Raw genomic sequence first — 18,935 nt, 5'->3', positions numbered from 1 at the left:
GCATTGAAACGTAGAGTTGCAATTATTGGAATGGTTGTTGCATTTTTAATTGGTGCTGGCGGAATGTTTGCAGGTATGTCTTTATTTGGGGTTAACCCAGCAGAAGTAACGCAAACAATTTCGAATGGAAACGCTAGCACTGCGCAAGGGAATTTGGCAAAAATTAATGAGGCGTATGCACTAATTGATTCACGTTATGTGGAAGACGTGAAAGATGAAAAATTAGTCGAAGGTGCAATACAAGGCATGTTGTCTACGCTGAAGGACCCTTATTCCACGTATATGGATAAAGAAACGGCTAAACAGTTTAGTGAATCGCTTGATCCCGAGTTAGAAGGGATTGGGGCTGAGGTGAACAAAACGGACGGTAAGCTTATTATCGTATCTCCAATTAAAGGCTCACCAGCAGAAAAGATTGGAATTAAACCGAATGACCAAATTTTATCTGTAGATGGAAATAGTGTGAAAGATTTATCACGTGAAGAAGCAGTATTAAAGATTCGTGGTAAAAAAGGAACGACTGTTGCGATTGAAATTAAGCGTGCAGGAGTAGCTGATCCGATTGTATTTAAAATTAAGCGTGAAAAAATTCCAATCTTCACAGTGTTTAGCTCTGTGAAACAAGAGAGTGGAAAAGATATCGGTTATATGCAAATCACTTCTTTTGCTGAAAATACAGCGAAAGAATTTAAGGATCAGTTAAAAGAGTTAGAGAAGAAAAACATAAAAGGCTTAGTTATTGACGTACGTGGTAATCCAGGTGGCTACTTAAATAGTGTAGAAGAGATACTAGGAGAAATTATGACGGATAAAAAGCCGATGCTACAAGTAGAGCAAAGAAATGGTGAGAAGAAGAAATTCTCTACGGAACTAAAAGAGAGAAAGCCATATCCAATTTCAGTATTAATTGATAACGGAAGTGCTTCTGCTTCAGAGATTTTAGCGGGTGCGCTAAAAGAGGGAGAAGGATACGATTTAATTGGTGAAAAAACGTTTGGCAAAGGTACTGTTCAGCAAGCTGTTCCATTTAAAGATGGCAGCAATATCAAATTAACGATGTTCAAATGGTTAACACCGGATGGAAACTGGATTCATAAAAAAGGAATCAAGCCAACTGTAGAAGTGAAACAACCAGATTATTATCATGCAACACCAATTCAAATTGAAAAGACACTTTCATACAATGCAAATGATGTACAAGTAAAACATGCCCAAGAAATGCTTAAGAGTTTAGGATATGTACCAGGACGTGAAGATGGCTACTTTAGTAAAGAGACAGAATCAGCACTGAAAGCATTCCAAAATGCGAATAAGATGGAAGCGACAGGACAGCTCGATAAAAAGACAGCTGAGGCGATTCAAACGAAAATTATTGAAAAAATCCGTTCTGGAGAAAATGATCTACAATTACAGTCAGCATTAAAATTAATGGCGAAATAAAAAGAAATACAGGCAGTTTGCTGCCTGTATTTTTTTGTGTTAAACAAACGCTTGTCCAGTTATGATAATATAAAAAGAAAGAATGATATAAATGGTGGTGAATGGGTTCGTGGAGGCATGGATTTTTGAAATAATGCGGGCAGTTGGACGTTTTTTCTTACACCCTGCTGTCTATGTATTTTTAATAAGTAGTATCTTCGTTGGATACTTACGTATGTTACGAGAACGAAAAGATTTTTCTTTTAAAGTTTATGATATTTGGTTTGAACTGCGAACATCTTTATTTGCGGGGATTGGATATGGATTCGTGGTATCTATTATTACGATTGGGCTCGGACTTGTTGTTTCTAAAGCGAGCTTATGGGCCATTTTACTTTGGACATTACTATTTGGATTAACTGCTATGTACCGATATTTATCAGCAGCTTATACGTTCAGTATCGCAATTGTATGTGTTCTATTATCTTCTAAGCTACCAGTTTCCTTCTTACAGCTTGGAGAAGGTGAAGAGAATACAATTGTGTCCCTTGCTATTTTGCTAGGCATTATGCTCGTTGTAGAGGGCTTGTTGATTTCTAAAAATGCAGTAGGATATTCGACGCCGAAGATTAGGAAGGGTAAGCGTGGACTAAAGATTGGTTTACACGAATCAAAGCGTTTATGGATCATTCCTATTTTTATTCTCGTACCAGGTGACGCAGTAACGCAGTTTATTTCATGGTGGCCTGTCGTTTCAATCGGTTCTGATACATATTCTTTATTCCTCGTTCCATTTTTAATTGGATTTATGAGAAGGATTAGAAGTTATGAGCCGACGGAAGCTTTATTATTTACAGGAAGACGTGTGTACGGATTAGCAGGACTTGTGCTTGTTTTAGGAATCGCAAGTTATTGGTGGCACGTACTTGCCATTATTGCAATGGGCGTTGCAATGCTTGGACGATTCACGATTTCCATGCAAGAGAAAATTTCTGATGAGACAAGACCGGCGTATTTCGCTGCACGTAATGATGGACTTGTTGTATTAGATACTATCCCGAATACAATTGGGGCAGAGCTGAATTTACTACCCGGAGAAATGATTACGAAAGTAAATGGAGTCATTCCAAGAAGCGCTGAGGAATTTTATAATGCGCTTCAAACGAAGACGACAGGAGCATTTTGTAAATTAGAAGTATTAGATACAAATGGTGAGCTTCGCCTTGCTCAAACGGCATTATACGCCGGAGGACATCACGAATTAGGTATTGTATTTGTTCAGCAGGAGCATGAGTGGGATTCGGAAGCGATGTAATAAAATATGATACGAAAGAAAAGACTGTATAGCATTATAGCTATACAGTCTTTTTTTCTTATAATTTATGGTTTTACTTGAGCATAATGTTGTACAACAAACTCGCGAAACGTTTGTGCAGCAAGTGATAAATAGTGTTTTTCATTCCACAATAAATGAGACGTCCATTGGCAAATAGGCTCTTCAATATGTAGAAGCGTTAGTGGTGGCAATTCTTTTTTTGCTGCGATTGGCAAGAAGGCAACACCAAGGCCGGTACGTACTAAGCCGCTGATGGCTGCCGGTTCATCTCCTTCACATACGATATTGGGTGTAAAACCAGCTAGCCTGCAGAAATTGTCTGTGATTTCACGGAAGCTGTATCCTGGTTTTAGGGAGATAAATGGATCATCGGCTACTTCGCTTAGCTTGATACAATGGCGATCTTTGAGGCGATGTGTACTTGGTACAGCTAGTACAATCTCTTCAGTCATTAATGGAAGACTATAGATTCCAGGTTGTTCAATAGGCGAAGGAGTGAAACAAAAGTCAATTTCACCTTTTTCAAGGAGCTGAACTTTCAATTCTTCTGTGGATGCTTGTGTAATGCGGAAGTTAATTTGTGGATATAAGGCTAAAAAAGGCGTCAGTAGTTCCGACACTCGATTTAAGGTTGTAGTAGCTATGAAAACACTCCCATGCTCTAATCCAGCCATGTCTGTAACTTGTCGTTTGCCTACTTCGAGCGCTTCAAGGGCTGTATCCACTTGCTTGAGAAAAGCTTTTCCGAAAGTGTTTAGCTGGATTTTCCGTCCGATTCGATCAAATAAGGGAACTCCCAACTCTTCTTCTAATCGAGAGATAGTAACACTTAAAGCTGGTTGGGAGATATGAAGTTCTTGTGCCGCTTTCGTTATATGTTCCGTCCGAGCGACTGTCTTAAAATACTTGAGTTGCAGCAATTCCATAAAATATATTCACCTTCCCTTATATACTGTAGGTTATTAATATGATAGTTATTTTATATTTTTGTTTATCAATAATCAATTTTATAATATGAGTGTGAAAAGAAATATTGTAAAAGTTTATATATAGATAAAAATGAGGTGGATGATTTTTGGACATTCAAAAATATTTAGAACATATTCAATCTGAAAGAAGAGAGGTAAGTTTCAATTATTTATCTCATCTTCAAAAACAACATGTACTCAACGTACACTTTGAGAATCTTGATATTCTTGCAAAAAAACCTTTGTCTTTGCGTGAAGAAGACCTGTATCAAAAAATTGTTCATGCGAAACGGGGAGGCGTGTGCTACGAGTTAAATGGAATATTTTATTTTCTGTTAGAAGAATTAGGTTTTAATCCATACCTTATGGCAGGAACTGTATATGTAAGAGAAGGAATCTGGGCTCTTGAAAATGCTCATTTATTTATAATCGTCCCAATTGATAACAAAGAGTACTTGGTGGATGTAGGCATGGGGGGGAATTCCCCAAGAATTCCTGTTCCGCTCAATGGAGAGGAAGTTGTGGATAGTGATGGTCTTTATCGAGTAAATAAAGATGCAGCAACATCATTTTATTATTTGCAAAAAAAGACTGATGATGACTGGGAGATTCTATATCGATTTGAACAACCTTCTCATAAATGGGACTTGGAGAATATTCATCCAATCTGTGTCTTAACTGAAACAGCTCCAGAATCAATGTTCAATAAAGTATATTTCCTTTCAAGAGTGACAGAAAATGGGCGCATCACCTTGTTAGGAGACACGCTAATTATTGTGGATGGAAAAGAAAAAACAAAAGAAAAGCTAGAAAAACATGAGATTGAAGAAACTGTTCGTCGTTATTTTCAAATTCAAGTGTAGTGAGGGGATTTTAGGGTGGGTTAATACGTAACTTTAGACCTACCAGTTAAACCGTTTAATGCACAGTTGGAAGTTACCGGATAGAACAGAGAAGCAAAAGATTTATCGGGAGTATGATAAGTTTTGAACTATGTAAAGAATGTAGTTGTGAAAAAATAAAAGGAACGAAATTTATCAGTAGAGCACTTCTTTTTGAATACGATCAGTAACATACAGAAATGAAGCCTAATTTCTCATGGGTATAAATGAGGAGTTAGGCTTTTTATATTTATCTACTTTTTTAATTTTATAGACGGATAACTTGAATAATTATTTGATAATGGTTATCATTTAGGGAGTCTTTTTAATTTTGGAAAATGGAGGGAAGATATGCTACGTAAATTTTTTTCTTACTATAAACCTTACAAAGGTTTATTTATACTCGACTTTTCTTGCGCAGTTGTCGCAGGATTACTAGAGCTTGGCTTTCCACTTATCGTAAATCAATTTATTGATAAGTTATTGCCAGGGCAAAACTGGACGCTTATTTTATGGGCTTGTTTCGGGTTACTTGCAGTTTATATGTTAAATGCAGGTTTGCAATACGTTGTTACATATTGGGGACATATGCTTGGTGTTAACATTGAAACAGATATGAGGCAGAAATTATTTGATCATATTCAAAAGCTATCATTCAGATTTTTTGACAATAATAAAACCGGTCATCTAATTTCGCGTCTTACAAACGATTTAATGGAAATTGGAGAAATTGCTCACCACGGGCCAGAGGATTTATTTATCGCTGTTATGACTTTAGTTGGGGCGTTCTCATTTATGATGATGATCAACTGGAAGTTAGCGCTATTAACGTTCTTTGTCATTCCATTCTTATTATGGTTAGCGCTTTACTTCAATAAAAAAATGACAGGTACATTTAGACGTTTATTCTCAGACGTTGCTGATTTCAATGCATGTATTGAGAACAACGTTGGTGGTATTCGCGTTGTACAAGCATTCGGAAATGAAAAGTTTGAGAAAGAGCAATTTGCTGTGAACAACGCTCGTTTCCGTACAACGAAATTAATGGCATATAAAATTATGGCATTAAATTCATCGATTAGTTATATGCTTATGCGTCTCGTAACGCTCTTCGTCTTAATATGCGGTACATGGTTTGTTCTGCAAGGTGAATTAACGTACGGTGGATTTATCGGATTTGTTTTATTAACGAATATTTTCTTCCGCCCAATTGAAAAAATTAATGCGGTAATTGAAAGCTATCCGAAAGGGATCGCCGGTTTTAAAAGGTATGTAGAGCTTCTTGAAACAGAGCCTGACATTGTAGACTCTAAAGATGCAATGGAAGTGAAGCATGTACACGGTGATATTCAATATAACAACATTACGTTCGGTTATGAAAATAAAGAACCGATTTTAAATGATATTAGTTTGAAAATCCACGCAGGTGAAACGGTTGCGTTCGTTGGACCATCTGGAGCTGGGAAAACGACGTTATGTAGCCTATTACCACGTTTTTATGAGCAATCATCTGGATCGATTCAAATTGATGGTATTGATACGAAAGATATGACGTTATCTTCACTTCGTAAGCAAATCGGTATTGTGCAGCAAGATGTGTTCTTATTCTCAGGAACGATTCGTGAAAATATTGCTTACGGAAATTTAAAAGCATCAGAGGCTGAAATTTGGCAGGCGGTAAAGAGAGCTCAATTAGAAGATTTAATTTACTCGCAACCAGACGGTTTAGATACTGTTATCGGTGAGCGCGGCGTGAAACTTTCAGGCGGACAGAAGCAACGTTTAGCGATTGCTCGTATGTTCTTGAAAAATCCGCCAATTTTAATATTAGATGAAGCAACTTCTGCGCTAGATACAGAGACGGAACTTGCGATTCAAAAATCACTTGCTGAACTATCTGTCGGTCGTACGACGTTAGTTATCGCTCATAGACTTGCAACGATTAAAAATGCAGATCGCATCGTCGTTGTAAATAAAGATGGGATTGCAGAACAAGGTTCACATGATGAATTAATTGAGCAAGGCGGAGGATACAGCAGGTTATACGAAGCGCAGTTTAGTTCGTAAATATAATTTTTGCCGAATTAGCGCACCATAAGTAAGTGGAAATCTTATATGGGAGGCTATACGGTATGATTGTAACAACAACTTCTACAATTCAAGGGAAAGAAATTATTGATTATGTCGATATCGTGAATGGAGAAGCGATTATGGGGGCGAATATCGTTCGTGACCTTTTTGCTTCTGTCCGTGACGTTGTCGGTGGTCGCTCAGGCGCTTACGAAAGCAAATTGAAAGAAGCACGTGACATTGCAATGGAAGAGATGAAAACTCTCGCAAGACAAAAAAATGCGAATGCCATCGTTGGTATCGATGTGGATTACGAAGTAGTTCGCGAAGGGATGCTAATGGTTGCTGTGAGCGGGACTGCTGTCCGTATATAAAGTAAAAGGCCGTGCTGATGAACTGCACGGCTTTTTGTATGCTATGTCGAAGATTCAATATTTCTTGGGAAATGCGGAAGGTCCCGTCGATATATAGGGAAGACATTAGAGTGCTTCTTTACATTTCCGGATTTTAACTAATAATGTTTCGTATTCTTGTTTGAGAGATGTGATGTCATCGTGATGACTTGGTATGGAAATTCGGCCGATGATTTCTGTTAATTTTGTTTGTAATCGTAATAATTCTTGTGCAGTAACGTTTACAGAAGCATCGGCTGTTCTGTTTGTGTATTGCTCGTAATTACCGTGGAATACTCTTGGTTCACTTTCATCTACTTGTAGAATATGGTCTGCAACAGAACGAATGAAGGCACGGTCATGGCTAATGAAAAGTATAGTGCCAGGATATTCTTGTAACATGCTTTCTAATTCTTCTTGCGTCGCTAAGTCTAAATAGTTTGTCAAACTTATTTCTGCTTGTGATTTTTGAATTCTTTATTATAAATTTGTGCCTTCGCCAGCGCCTCAGCATCATTTTGAATTTCATCTAACCCATTCGCATCTCCAATAATATAACCCTCAAACGATGAACCAATAAAATCAAAGATATATTGGAACTGGGAGATAAGCGGTAATGCTTTTAGTTTCGGATTATCGCCGCCAACGATAACAACGTACATTTTTTTACCTTTCATTTTCTCTTTGAAATGAAGTGATGTATCGCGTAAGCTTTGTGACCAGCGATCAACAAAGTTTTTCATATGTCCGCTCATTCCGTACCAGTATAGCGGTGTAGCAAAGATAATTGTGTCGTGCTCTAACATGCGTTTCGTTAACTGCTCGTAGTCATCATCTACAGGTTGGAATCCTTCTGCATCATGACGTTGGTCTGTAATAGGATGGACTGTATGGTCTCGCAAGTAAATTTGTTCTGTTTCAATGCCCTCTATCATCATATGTGTTAAAGCTTCTGTATTTCCGTTTTGTCTTGAACTGCCATGTATAACAAACATGTTATCATTCCTTTTCTTTTGCTTGTTTTAGGAGTGAAACGTGTTTTTGCAAATTTGTTTGAATGTTGGAAAGCAATGAGATTTGCTTTGTTACTTCATTGAGTTTATCTTCGTAAAGTGTAAGGATGCTGCTGCACGGATTGTCGTATAGGTGTGGCTCTATTTCAAGGCAGCGCAGCATCCTTGCCGTCTCTTCTAAATTTAAGCCGATTTGTAAGTACATTTGAATAAGCTCCACTTTTTCGATAGCACTTTCATCAAAATCACGATAGCCATTTGCGAGGCGCTTCGAAGGGAGTAATCCCTTTTCTTCATAATGTCTTAGCGATCTTTCACTAACGCCAGTTTCTTTTGATAATTCCCCGATTCGCAATGTGTTTCACTCCTTTTACATGTATTGTAAACCTTCACACTAATGTGAAGGTCAATGCTGTTTTTTCGCAAAAGAATTCACATGATTTAAAAACACTTGAATAGCTTTAGATGGGATGAAATATTTGCCGCGGACGATGGAAAATGGCCGGATGAGTTGTTCATTTGGAACTTCGACGTGGAATAGTTCTTTTGCAAGTAGCTCTTTCCGTACAGTCCAATCAGAAAGGATAGCGATGCCAAGCCCAGCACTCACCGCTTCCTTCACGCTTTGAATACTGCTGAATGTAAAGGAACGCTTTAGTTTTAAATGGTGTTGATGAATAAAACGGTCACTATAAGCACGTGTACCAGAACCACTTTCTCTTAATACCCATACTTGATCTTGGAGTGTCTTTTCATTTATTTCATTTGTGCGGAGCAGTGGATGGTTTGGTGGAACGACGAGCTTCATTTCATCTTGCATAAACGTTTCAACGTCAACGTCGGCGTATACGACTTGCCCTTCTACTAAGCCGATATCAATTTGATTAGACCGAAGACTTTGCAAAACGTCTTCTGTGTTTGAGATAAAAGTATGAACTTCGACGTGTGGATTTTCATTCGCGTAGTCAGCTAGTATTTTCGGAAGTAAGTATTCGCCAATTGTAAAACTAGCACCGATGCGAAGTGTTCCTGTTACAACGTTATGTAGCTCGTTAATTTCTTGCTTAGCATCTTCGTAAAGAGAGAGCATTTGCTTTGCATGTATATATAAAATGTTTCCGGCCTCGGTCACTTGAACGTGCTTTGGAGAGCGCTGAATGAGTGTAGTCCCAAATTCATTTTCTAAGTTGCGTATATGCATACTTACGCCAGGCTGTGAGAGGTTTAATAATTCTGCTGCACGGGAGAAATGTTTCTGCTCAACGACAGTAACAAAGATTTTTAAAATATCTACGTTCATATAATCGGCTCCTTTCTTTTCTATCATCTTATCATAAGTATTTCTGATGATAGAGATTTGGTATTGGTATTAAACTTATTATAGAAACTCTCTTATAATATAAGTAGAAAGAACATGCATGTTCCAATACGATTATTGGAGTGGTTCAAAGTGGAACAAACACTTGTTATACAAAAGAAGAAGCGTTTTGGATTTTCGCAAGGAATTGGGATTACACTATTAATCGCAATCGTGGCGAAATATTTAGCGGAGCTTCCATTTTTAAATATTATGGGACAATTAGTAATTGCTATTCTAATTGGGATGGTTTGGCGTGCGGCAATTGGAGTTCCTCACGATGCGATTGCAGGGACGAACTTTGCGAGTAAAAAATTGCTTCGCTTTGGGATTATCTTACTTGGAATGCGATTAAATCTTGTTGATATTGCGAAGGCAGGGCCGAAAGTATTGGTCATCGCAGCGGTTGTTATTACATTCACGATTTTCGTTGTATATGGGCTAACGAAAGTGTTTAAAGTAGAGAAAAAACTTGGGATTTTAACAGCATGTGGGACAGCGATTTGTGGGGCGGCCGCGGTCGTGGCAATTGCACCGCAAGTGAAAGCGAAGGACGATGAAACGGCAGTTGGAGCTGCAATTATTGCTATTTTAGGTACGATATTTACACTTATTTATACGTTATTATATCCAGTGCTTGGCTTTTCTCCGTACGGCTACGGTGTATTCTCGGGTGCGACGCTGCATGAAATCGCTCATGTCATCGCAGCTGCGGCGCCAGGAGGCAGCGCGGCTGTAGACATCGCAGTTATCGTGAAATTAACGCGCGTAGCAATGCTTGTACCAGTAGCGATTTTAATTGGAGTATGGTTTGGGAAGAGTGAGGGAAGCAAGGAAAAAAGATCATGGCGCGACCTTCCAATTCCGTGGTTCATTTTCGGATTTTTAGCGATGAGTGCGGTGCATTCTCTTGGCGTGATTCCAGAAGTTGTTGCGGGATATATTGTAGTCATCGCTTATATGCTTATCGCAATGGCGATGGCGGGGCTTGGCTTAAATGTAGAGTTTAAAACGTTCCGGAAGTTAGGAAGCAAAGCATTCGTGGCAGGGCTAATTGGCTCGGTTTGCTTATCGGTGCTTGGATATGTTCTTGTATATGCGTTAGGATTTATGTAGTAGAGGAGAAAGCTGTTTCCGAAGGTATTTGGGGACAGCTTTTTCTTATGCTTATCTTGCTACGGATGTCGGTAAGTCGATATATTTGGAAAATCGCTGATATAAATTTAATTTCCTCTGTACTTTGTTAGAAAAGATGTTCAGTGAAATGTTTTTCTAAAATTTGTAAAGATATCTTTACTTATATCTGGAAAATATTTATAATTCAAGTAAAGATATCTTTACTTTTGAAGGTGGAGCCTATGGGTGTAAAAAATAAAATTAAAGAATTAAGAAAGCAACATCATATAACACAAGTTGAAATGGCAAAGGCGATGCAAGTGACACGGCAGACGATTGTGGCGATTGAAAACCATCATTACAATCCAAGTCTAGAGTTATCCTTAAAAATCGCCAAATATTTTGGAGTGAAGGTGGAAGAAATATTTACGCTAGAGTAAGGGGAGAGAAAATGAACAATGCTAGAAAGTTGTATATCGGTGCGTTTTTTGGATTGTTGTTGGGAGACATTATAGTTCATATTATGAATCCGGCTATACCAATTTTACCGCTCGTAGTTAGTAACATTTTAGCGATTGTATTTCTAGTGTTTTATACAAATTACAAAAAGCGTAAGTACAAAGAAGAGGAACTTCCCGATATAGATGAGCGAGTAAATGAAAATATAAAGAAGCATGTAAACGTCTCATTTGTATTCGCATTTCTTTTGCTTATTGTTTATATTGCTACGAGTAAAGCAATAGGCAGGGCTGTTATACCTGTGCAAGAGATATTTATAATATGTAGTTCCTTATTTGCAGGTAGTCTCATCATAGGAGTGGTGATAGGAAAACGAGCATAGCGATAGGAGGAATGAAAAATGCAGGATGAGTTTGAGAGATTTCAGTCAGATAAAGCGTTTAAATATTTAGGGTTGTTTTTAGCGATTAGTTTAGCCATATGGAGTTTGTACAATTTAATAGTTTACGGAAGTGCTGGTATGCCGTTTGTGTTATTTGTACTAGGGCAGTTTGTTTATTTCTTTGTGAACTATTGGCCGAAATGGAAATATAGAAATAATAAAGAGGCTGATCATGTATGAGTAAGCAAGATGTTATAAGGTTTATAGGAAGTTTATTTTTAGCGGGTCTTATTTTAAATGCGAGTTTAATAATGTTAAGTATTTCGTGGAGAACTATTTTCATATCGAATGTAGCGCTAGTTATTTTATATGGAGTTTCAGAATATAAAGAACAGAAGCGTTTGAAAGAAGAGGGAGTGCCGTCGATTGATGAGCGTGTTGTGAATAAGATGAAGTCATATTTTACGATTTGTATGATAAGCTTCGTTTTTTTGTTCATTATGTATCTTTGCGTAAATAAGTATTTAGATAGGCCAGTAGTACATGTAAATGAGTTATTATATATTGTTATTTTTGGTTTATTAATAAGTATGGCATCAACGAGTATTTTCGCAACAAGGAATAGATAGAAAAAGGGGAACTGGGATGGGATTACCGGTGTTATGTGTCGCTACAGTCATATTTGCGCTTCTTTGGGGAATGCAAAATTTTTCTCGTAATCCAGTGCCAAGCATTTGTATTGTGATTGGTACTGTAGGTTTATCGTATTATTTATTACTATTAGCTCATTATCATAAAACAGCAACGAGCGTTGTTGTTGGAGCACTTATTTTATTTTGTGGGCGTGCTGTACACAAGGGGTTATTTCCATAAAAGCTGTTTATACAAAGAGTATAAACAGCTTTTTGTATTTTTTTACAAAAGGCTTGAAAGTTACGTAACGTCATCTTTTATAATGAAGGAGAAGAGGTGATGGTAGTGATTTCAATTCAACAATTGACGAGAGAAACAGGGGTTACGGTACGTACATTACGTTATTATGATCAAATAGATTTATTAAAGCCGAGTGGTAAAACAGAGGGTGGACATCGGTTATATAGTGAAGCGGACGTTATTCGTTTGCAACAAATTTTGTTTTTAAAGGAAATGGGATTTTCATTAAAAGAAACTGCGAATATGTTAGTAAAAGGTGAGCTCGATTTAAAAAATTCGCTTGAAAAACAACTTCGGTTTGTACAGGAAGAACAAAAGAAATTTAATCGAATGGAGAGTGTTTTACAAGCAGTTGTTTATTCGGTAGATGTGGAAGGAGAACTCGATTGGAAAGTTATGTTTGAACTGATTCAGCTTTCGAAGCAGTCTTCTCGTATACGTGAAATATTTCAAAATGAAGTATTTTCAAAGGAAGAACAAAAATTGCTTCATAATTTACCAAACATGAGTAAGGAAGATCCGAATGTTTTAGAATGGGTAGATTTATTAAAGCAATTCCGTACTTTTATGAAAGACGGTAAAGAAGTAGCTAGTGATGAGGTACAAGGGGCAACGAAGAAATTAATACAGAAATGTTTAGAAATGGCTAATGGTGATGAAGCGTTTTTAGATAAGTTATGGGAAGTTAGAAAATCGAAGGAAGATTCACAGAAAATGAGCATGTATCCAATTGAAGAAGAACTTTTACTATATATGGATGAAGCTTTTCGTATCTATGATGAAAAGGAGAGGGCTAAATGAGTATGCTCGCAGAATATCGTTGGTATTTTTTAATTGGGGCAGAAATTGTATTTTGGTTATCGGCTATCGGTTTCTTTTTACTCCGTTACGGATTTCGTTTGAAAAAGGCGAGTTTTATTATGGGAATTGTGCTACTCGTAAATGAAGTGTTTATTTTAAGTTTAGGGGTAGTGGATTACTATCAAACAGGAAAGTTTTCTAACTTTCAAATCATTACTGTAATCATTTTATTGTATGCAGTCTTTTACGGGAAAAAGGATTTGAAGAAGCTTGATATATTTGCGCAAAAGCTAGTTGCGAAATGGCGGAATGAGCCGGCGCCTATTATAGAAGAACAGGTAGAATTAACAGGTATGGCTTATGCGAAGCAGGAAATAAAAAATTGGGTAGTGCACCTTAGTTTGTTTGTTGTTGTGCATATTTTCTTTTTCTTTCTGTACGGTCTTGCCCCGGTTGAACAATGGCGTAATTGGTTAGAAACGGGAATTGTTTTAAATAAAGCAGCGAGTCGGGTTAGCCAAGTTTGGGCGATTATACTTTTAGTGGATACAGTTATTTCATTTTCATATGTTCTTTTTCCGAAGAAGGAGAAGGAGAAAGAGAAGCTACTTTCTTAGAGGAAAGTAGCTTTTTTAGTATACCGATAGTTTGTATAGGAGAGGATGACAGTAGGAAAAAGAGCTGATTTTAAATGAAGTGGAATCTTAATCAGTGTGGTGCTTACTGTTTGTTCATGCGGAAGAAGATTTGATAAGGAAGGAAGTGTACTCTCCTTCCTTTTTCTATATATATTGTCGAAAACTTTACCGAATATCTGTTCGTTTTTTTAGGTTTTTTATGGGCATTCGTGGTAAAATAATAATACAGATTTTTATGAGGAGGTCGGATTTTCTTGGAACGTCAATTTGAAATTGTCTCAGCGTATTCCCCGCAAGGTGATCAGCCGGTAGCTATAGAGAAGCTTGTAGAGGGAATTAATAGTGGAAAGAAAAAGCAAGTGTTGCTTGGGGCGACAGGAACGGGTAAGACATTTACGATTTCAAATGTCATTAAAGAAGTGCAAAAGCCAACGCTTGTCATGGCTCACAATAAAACGTTAGCAGGACAGTTATATAGTGAGTTGAAAGACTTTTTCCCGAATAATGCAGTTGAATATTTTGTTAGTTATTACGATTATTATCAGCCAGAAGCGTATGTGCCACAAACAGATACGTTTATTGAAAAAGACGCACAGATTAATGATGAAATTGATAAATTACGTCACTCAGCAACGTCTGCATTATTTGAACGGGATGATGTAATTATTGTTGCGAGTGTTTCATGTATATATGGTTTAGGTTCTCCGGAAGAATACCGCGAGCTAGTTGTTTCACTTCGAGTTGGTATGGAAAAGGATCGCAATCAATTGCTTCGTGAACTTGTTGATGTGCAGTATGGGCGTAATGATATTGATTTCAAGCGTGGTACATTCCGTGTGCGCGGAGATGTAGTTGAAATCTTCCCGGCATCACTTGACGAGCATTGTATCCGAATTGAGTTTTTCGGTGATGAAATTGATCGTATTCGCGAAGTAAATGCTTTAACGGGGGAAGTATTAGCAGAACGTGATCATGTAGCAATCTTCCCAGCATCTCACTTCGTTACACGTGAAGAAAAGATGAAGGTCGCTATTGAAAATATCGAAAAAGAATTAGAAGAGCGTTTAAAGGAATTAAATGATAACGGTAAGTTGTTAGAAGCGCAGCGTATAGAACAGCGTACACGTTATGATTTAGAAATGATGCGTGAGATGGGCTTTTGTTCAGGTATTGAAAACTATTCCCGTCATTTAACACTTCGTCCAGCGGGAGCAACGCCGTATACGTTATTAGACTATTTCCCGGAAGATTTCTTAATTGTTATGGATGAGTCGCACGTATCAGTGCCGCAAGTAAGAGCGATGTATAACGGGGACCAAGCGCGTAAGCAAGTGCTTGTGGATCATGGATTCCGTTTGCCATCAGCTTTAGATAATAGGCCGCTCACATTTGATGAGTTTGAAGAGAAAACGAATCAAGTTATTTACGTTTCAGCAACGCCAGGACCGTATGAATTAGAGCAGTCGCCAGAAGTAATAGAACAAATTATTCGTCCAACAGGGCTTTTAGATCCGCCAATTGATATACGACCAATTGAAGGGCAGATAGACGATTTATTAGGAGAGATTCAAGATCGCATTGCAAAAAATGAACGTGTATTAATTACGACTTTAACGAAGAAGATGTCAGAGGATTTAACAGACTACTTAAAAGATGTAGGAATTAAGGTGAATTACCTGCATTCTGAAGTGAAAACATTAGAACGTATTGAAATTATTCGGGATCTTCGCCTTGGTAAGTTTGATGTTCTTGTCGGTATTAACTTATTACGAGAAGGATTAGATATTCCAGAAGTATCACTTGTAGCGATTTTAGATGCTGATAAGGAAGGATTCTTGCGTTCAGAACGTTCATTAATTCAAACAATTGGCCGTGCAGCACGTAATGAAAACGGCCGCGTTATTATGTACGCAGATCGTATAACGAGATCGATGGGAATTGCAATTGAAGAAACGAAGCGTCGTCGCACTATACAAGAAGCTTACAATAAAGAGCATGGTATTACGCCGAAAACGATTCAAAAAGGTGTGCGTGATGTGATACGTGCAACGACAGCTGCTGAAGAGACAGAAACATATGAAGCAACGCCAGCTAAGAAGATGACGAAAAAAGAGCGTGAAAAGACAATTGCGAAGATGGAAGCAGAAATGAAAGAAGCAGCAAAAGCGTTAGACTTCGAGCGTGCAGCTGAATTAAGAGATTTACTATTAGAATTAAAAGCGGAAGGGTGAAAAGAGTGAGTAAGAGCAAGGATTTTATCGTTGTAAAAGGTGCTAGAGCACATAACTTAAAAAATATTGATGTAACCATTCCGAGAAATCAGCTTGTCGTTGTAACGGGATTGTCTGGTTCGGGGAAATCATCATTAGCATTTGATACGATTTATGCAGAAGGGCAGCGCAGATACGTAGAATCGTTATCTGCGTATGCACGCCAATTTTTAGGACAAATGGATAAACCGGATGTAGATACGATTGAAGGATTGTCACCAGCAATTTCAATTGATCAAAAAACGACGAGTCGTAATCCACGTTCAACTGTTGGAACGGTAACGGAGATCTATGATTATTTACGTTTATTATTTGCGCGAATTGGTACGCCAATTTGTCCGAATCATGGCATTGAAATTACATCACAAACAGTAGAGCAGATGGTAGACCGGGTCCTTGAATATCCTGAACGTACGAAATTACAAGTGTTAGCTCCTATCGTTTCTGGTCGTAAAGGTGCACATGTGAAAGTGCTTGAAGATATTAAGAAGCAAGGATATGTTCGTGTACGTGTTGATGGTGAAATGCTTGATGTGTCTGAAGATATTGCGTTAGATAAAAATAAGAAGCATTCCATTGAAGTTGTAATAGACCGTATTGTTGTAAAAGAAGGGATCGCAAGCCGTCTTGCAGATTCTCTTGAAAGTGCATTAAAGCTTGGCGGGGGCCGCGTGTTAATCGATGTGATGGGAGAAGAGGAACTTCTATTTAGTGAACATCATGCTTGTCCGCATTGTGGTTTTTCAATCGGGGAATTAGAACCGCGTATGTTCTCATTCAATAGTCCGTTCGGTGCATGTCCTTCTTGTGATGGACTTGGCTCAAAGCTAGAGGTAGATTTAGAACTTGTTATTCCGAACTGGGATTTATCATTAAATGAGCATGCGATTGCGCCTTGGGAGCCGACAAGTTCACAATATTACCCACAGCTTTTACAATCTGTATGTAATCATTACGGCGTTGATATGGATGTGCCTGTGAAAGATATACCGAAAGATTTATTTGATAAAGTATTGTACGGGAGCGGTGAAGAGAAAGTTTATTTCCGCTATGTAAATGAATTTGGTCAAGTAAAGGAAAATGAGATTTTATTTGAAGGTGTTATTCCAAATATTGAACGTCGTTATCGTGAAACGAGTTCGGATTACGTTCGTGAGCAAATGGAAAAGTATATGGCAGAGCAAGCTTGTCCGAAGTGTAAAGGTGGACGTTTAAAGCCTGAGAGTTTAGCTGTTTTCGTTGGCGGAAAAACGATTGCTGATGTGACGAAATATTCTGTTCAAGAAGTACAGGAATTCTTCTCAAGTGTGGAGCTAACAGAGAAACAACAAAAAATTGCTCATTTAATTTTAAGAGAAATTCAGGAGCGCGTTGGGTTCTTAGTGAACGTCGGTTTAGATTATTTAACGTTAAGTCGTGCCGCAGGAACTTTATCAGGTGGTGAGGCGCAACGTATTCGTTTAGCAACGCAAATTGGTTCTCGTCTTACTGGCGTACTTTACATTCTTGATGAGCCTTCTATCGGTTTGCATCAGCGCGATAACGATCGTCTTATTCGTACATTGCAAGAAATGCGTGATTTAGGTAATACGTTGATTGTCGTTGAGCATGATGAAGATACGATGATGGCAGCTGATTATTTACTTGATATCGGGCCTGGCGCAGGTATTCACGGTGGACAAGTCGTATCAGCAGGTACACCAGCTGAAGTGATGCAAGATGAGAATTCGCTAACAGGGAAGTATTTAAGCGGTAAAGAGTTTATTCCAGTTCCACTTGAAAGACGTAAAGGTGACGGACGAAAAGTGGAAATTGTCGGTGCAAAGGAGAATAACTTAAAGAACGCGAAAATGTCATTCCCGCTTGGTACGTTTGTAGCCGTAACGGGTGTATCTGGTTCTGGTAAAAGTACGATGATTAATGAAGTACTATATAAATCGTTAGCGCAAAAGTTATATAAAGCGAAAGCGAAGCCAGGTACTCATAAAGAGATTAAAGGTCTTGAGCATTTAGATAAAGTAATCGATATAGATCAATCGCCAATCGGTCGTACACCGCGTTCTAACCCTGCGACTTATACAGGTGTATTCGATGATATTCGTGATGTGTTTGCCCAAACGAATGAAGCGAAAGTGCGTGGATATCAAAAAGGACGTTTCAGCTTTAACGTAAAAGGTGGACGTTGTGAAGCATGCCGTGGTGATGGAATTATTAAAATCGAAATGCACTTCTTACCAGATGTATACGTGCCGTGTGAAGTTTGTCATGGTAAACGTTACAACCGTGAAACGTTAGAAGTGAAATATAAAGATAAGAACATTTCTGAAGTCTTAGGAATGACAATTGAAGATGGGGTAGAGTTCTTCGCTAACATCCCAAAAATTAAGCGTAAACTTCAAACTCTTGTAGATGTTGGACTTGGTTATATGAAATTAGGCCAGCCAGCAACGACGTTATCTGGTGGTGAAGCACAGCGCGTGAAGCTAGCTTCTGAATTACACCGTCGTTCTACAGGACGTACACTATATATTTTAGATGAGCCAACGACTGGTTTACATGCACATGATATCGCACGTCTTCTAGAAGTGCTGCAACGTCTTGTTGAGAGCGGTGAGACGGTACTTGTAATTGAACATAATTTAGATGTAATTAAAACAGCGGATTATATCGTTGACCTTGGACCAGAGGGCGGAGACAAAGGTGGACAAATCGTTGCTTCCGGAACGCCAGAGCAAGTAGTGAAAGAAGAGCGTTCGTATACGGGTAAGTATTTAAAAGAGATTTTAAATCGTGATAAAGCAAGAATGAAAGAGAAAATAAAAGAAGTAGAGTTATCGCAATAAGGGTATTACGAAAAACCGAGTGGAAATGACACTCGGTTTTTCGTTCATAGGGGGAGA

General features: G+C 38.1%; 20 protein-coding genes. 15 read left to right on the top strand and 5 right to left on the bottom strand.

The window, feature by feature from the left end:
* The first annotated feature begins 3 nt into the window (after nt 1-3).
* Both MR147_RS13185 and MR147_RS13180 read left to right on the top strand, forming a co-directional pair.
* The gene (locus MR147_RS13185) at nt 4-1,440 is read left to right on the top strand and encodes a S41 family peptidase (RefSeq protein ID WP_000830290.1); all 1,437 of its coding nucleotides are present in this window, start codon (nt 4-6) and stop codon (nt 1,438-1,440) included.
* Between the two features lie 91 nt (nt 1,441-1,531).
* A complete protein-coding gene (locus MR147_RS13180) occupies nt 1,532-2,734 on the top strand; it encodes a PDZ domain-containing protein (RefSeq protein WP_074606621.1) in 1,203 nt (400 codons plus the stop codon).
* Nucleotides 2,735-2,799: 65 nt separating this feature from the next.
* Here MR147_RS13180 and MR147_RS13175 read toward each other — a convergent pair whose 3' ends face one another.
* Nucleotides 2,800-3,681, bottom strand: coding sequence for a LysR family transcriptional regulator (locus MR147_RS13175; protein ID WP_074606623.1), 882 nt, complete (start codon nt 3,679-3,681; stop codon nt 2,800-2,802).
* A gap of 149 nt (nt 3,682-3,830) precedes the next feature.
* Here MR147_RS13175 and MR147_RS13170 point away from each other — a divergent pair, with 149 nt between their 5' ends.
* From MR147_RS13170 to MR147_RS13160, 3 genes are all read left to right on the top strand, one after another.
* Complete coding sequence (locus MR147_RS13170; protein WP_074606625.1) at nt 3,831-4,586, top strand: arylamine N-acetyltransferase family protein; 756 nt, start codon at nt 3,831-3,833, stop codon at nt 4,584-4,586.
* Between the two features lie 369 nt (nt 4,587-4,955).
* The gene (locus MR147_RS13165; RefSeq protein ID WP_000944619.1) at nt 4,956-6,671 is read left to right on the top strand and encodes an ABC transporter ATP-binding protein; all 1,716 of its coding nucleotides are present in this window, start codon (nt 4,956-4,958) and stop codon (nt 6,669-6,671) included.
* 65 nt (nt 6,672-6,736) lie between these two features.
* A complete protein-coding gene (locus MR147_RS13160) occupies nt 6,737-7,048 on the top strand; it encodes a YbjQ family protein (RefSeq protein ID WP_000637521.1) in 312 nt (103 codons plus the stop codon).
* Nucleotides 7,049-7,153: 105 nt separating this feature from the next.
* Here the strand turns inward: MR147_RS13160 and MR147_RS13155 are convergent, their stop codons facing one another.
* The 4 genes from MR147_RS13155 to MR147_RS13140 are packed head-to-tail and all read right to left on the bottom strand — an operon-like array spanning nt 7,154 to nt 9,379.
* Nucleotides 7,154-7,513, bottom strand: a complete 360-nt coding sequence (locus MR147_RS13155) for a macrolide transporter (protein WP_074606627.1) — start codon at nt 7,511-7,513, stop codon at nt 7,154-7,156.
* Between the two features lie 2 nt (nt 7,514-7,515).
* A complete protein-coding gene (locus MR147_RS13150) occupies nt 7,516-8,061 on the bottom strand; it encodes a flavodoxin family protein (protein ID WP_074606629.1) in 546 nt (181 codons plus the stop codon).
* 4 nt (nt 8,062-8,065) lie between these two features.
* Nucleotides 8,066-8,434: a MerR family transcriptional regulator gene (locus MR147_RS13145; RefSeq protein ID WP_001219201.1), complete on the bottom strand. Its 369-nt coding sequence runs from the start codon at nt 8,432-8,434 to the stop codon at nt 8,066-8,068.
* Nucleotides 8,435-8,485: 51 nt separating this feature from the next.
* Nucleotides 8,486-9,379, bottom strand: a complete 894-nt coding sequence (locus tag MR147_RS13140) for a LysR family transcriptional regulator (RefSeq protein ID WP_074606631.1) — start codon at nt 9,377-9,379, stop codon at nt 8,486-8,488.
* Nucleotides 9,380-9,529: 150 nt separating this feature from the next.
* Between MR147_RS13140 and MR147_RS13135 the strand changes: the two genes are divergently transcribed.
* From MR147_RS13135 to uvrA, 10 genes are all read left to right on the top strand, one after another.
* Nucleotides 9,530-10,552, top strand: coding sequence for a YeiH family protein (locus tag MR147_RS13135; protein ID WP_139302712.1), 1,023 nt, complete (start codon nt 9,530-9,532; stop codon nt 10,550-10,552).
* A gap of 242 nt (nt 10,553-10,794) precedes the next feature.
* A complete protein-coding gene (locus MR147_RS13130) occupies nt 10,795-10,992 on the top strand; it encodes a helix-turn-helix transcriptional regulator (protein WP_000538359.1) in 198 nt (65 codons plus the stop codon).
* Between the two features lie 11 nt (nt 10,993-11,003).
* Nucleotides 11,004-11,393, top strand: coding sequence for a hypothetical protein (locus MR147_RS13125; RefSeq protein ID WP_074606635.1), 390 nt, complete (start codon nt 11,004-11,006; stop codon nt 11,391-11,393).
* 18 nt (nt 11,394-11,411) lie between these two features.
* On the top strand, nt 11,412-11,633 hold the full coding sequence (locus tag MR147_RS13120; RefSeq protein WP_074606637.1) for a hypothetical protein: 222 nt from the start codon (nt 11,412-11,414) through the stop codon (nt 11,631-11,633).
* Nucleotides 11,630-12,022, top strand: a complete 393-nt coding sequence (locus tag MR147_RS13115) for an ATPase (protein WP_074606639.1) — start codon at nt 11,630-11,632, stop codon at nt 12,020-12,022. Before MR147_RS13120 ends, MR147_RS13115 begins: the two co-directional genes overlap by 4 nt.
* A gap of 16 nt (nt 12,023-12,038) precedes the next feature.
* Entirely contained in the window at nt 12,039-12,266 is a 228-nt protein-coding gene (locus MR147_RS13110) for a hypothetical protein (RefSeq protein ID WP_000524149.1), read from the top strand.
* A gap of 99 nt (nt 12,267-12,365) precedes the next feature.
* Nucleotides 12,366-13,127 (top strand): MerR family transcriptional regulator, encoded by a 762-nt coding sequence (locus MR147_RS13105; RefSeq protein ID WP_139302713.1) that lies wholly within the window; start codon nt 12,366-12,368, stop codon nt 13,125-13,127.
* Nucleotides 13,124-13,744 (top strand): hypothetical protein, encoded by a 621-nt coding sequence (locus tag MR147_RS13100; RefSeq protein ID WP_242304390.1) that lies wholly within the window; start codon nt 13,124-13,126, stop codon nt 13,742-13,744. The genes MR147_RS13105 and MR147_RS13100 overlap by 4 nt, the downstream gene beginning before the upstream one ends.
* 275 nt (nt 13,745-14,019) lie before the next feature.
* Nucleotides 14,020-15,996: an excinuclease ABC subunit B gene (gene uvrB, locus MR147_RS13095; protein ID WP_000441051.1), complete on the top strand. Its 1,977-nt coding sequence runs from the start codon at nt 14,020-14,022 to the stop codon at nt 15,994-15,996.
* Nucleotides 15,997-16,001: 5 nt separating this feature from the next.
* Complete coding sequence (uvrA, locus tag MR147_RS13090) at nt 16,002-18,878, top strand: excinuclease ABC subunit UvrA (RefSeq protein WP_000045569.1); 2,877 nt, start codon at nt 16,002-16,004, stop codon at nt 18,876-18,878.
* The last annotated feature ends 57 nt before the right edge of the window (nt 18,879-18,935 follow it).

This window comes from Bacillus cereus group sp. BfR-BA-01350 (genome assembly GCF_022663775.1).
In the GTDB taxonomy this organism is placed as follows: domain Bacteria; phylum Bacillota; class Bacilli; order Bacillales; family Bacillaceae_G; genus Bacillus_A; species Bacillus_A paranthracis.
This window is presented reverse-complemented; position numbering and strand designations above follow the sequence as displayed.

Bases quoted from the DNA above. Each gene is read 5' to 3' on its own strand.
- MR147_RS13180 (WP_074606621.1), top strand. From the start codon at position 1,532: ATGGTGGTGAATGGGTTCGTGGAGGCATGGATTTTTGAAATAATGCGG.
- MR147_RS13175 (WP_074606623.1), bottom strand. From the start codon at position 3,681: ATGGAATTGCTGCAACTCAAGTATTTTAAGACAGTCGCTCGGACGGAA.
- MR147_RS13165 (WP_000944619.1), top strand. From the start codon at position 4,956: ATGCTACGTAAATTTTTTTCTTACTATAAACCTTACAAAGGTTTATTT.
- MR147_RS13160 (WP_000637521.1), top strand. From the start codon at position 6,737: ATGATTGTAACAACAACTTCTACAATTCAAGGGAAAGAAATTATTGAT.
- MR147_RS13150 (WP_074606629.1), bottom strand. From the start codon at position 8,061: ATGTTTGTTATACATGGCAGTTCAAGACAAAACGGAAATACAGAAGCT.
- MR147_RS13140 (WP_074606631.1), bottom strand. From the start codon at position 9,379: ATGAACGTAGATATTTTAAAAATCTTTGTTACTGTCGTTGAGCAGAAA.
- MR147_RS13130 (WP_000538359.1), top strand. From the start codon at position 10,795: ATGGGTGTAAAAAATAAAATTAAAGAATTAAGAAAGCAACATCATATA.
- MR147_RS13125 (WP_074606635.1), top strand. From the start codon at position 11,004: ATGAACAATGCTAGAAAGTTGTATATCGGTGCGTTTTTTGGATTGTTG.
- MR147_RS13120 (WP_074606637.1), top strand. From the start codon at position 11,412: ATGCAGGATGAGTTTGAGAGATTTCAGTCAGATAAAGCGTTTAAATAT.
- MR147_RS13115 (WP_074606639.1), top strand. From the start codon at position 11,630: ATGAGTAAGCAAGATGTTATAAGGTTTATAGGAAGTTTATTTTTAGCG.
- MR147_RS13110 (WP_000524149.1), top strand. From the start codon at position 12,039: ATGGGATTACCGGTGTTATGTGTCGCTACAGTCATATTTGCGCTTCTT.
- MR147_RS13105 (WP_139302713.1), top strand. From the start codon at position 12,366: ATGGTAGTGATTTCAATTCAACAATTGACGAGAGAAACAGGGGTTACG.
- MR147_RS13100 (WP_242304390.1), top strand. From the start codon at position 13,124: ATGAGTATGCTCGCAGAATATCGTTGGTATTTTTTAATTGGGGCAGAA.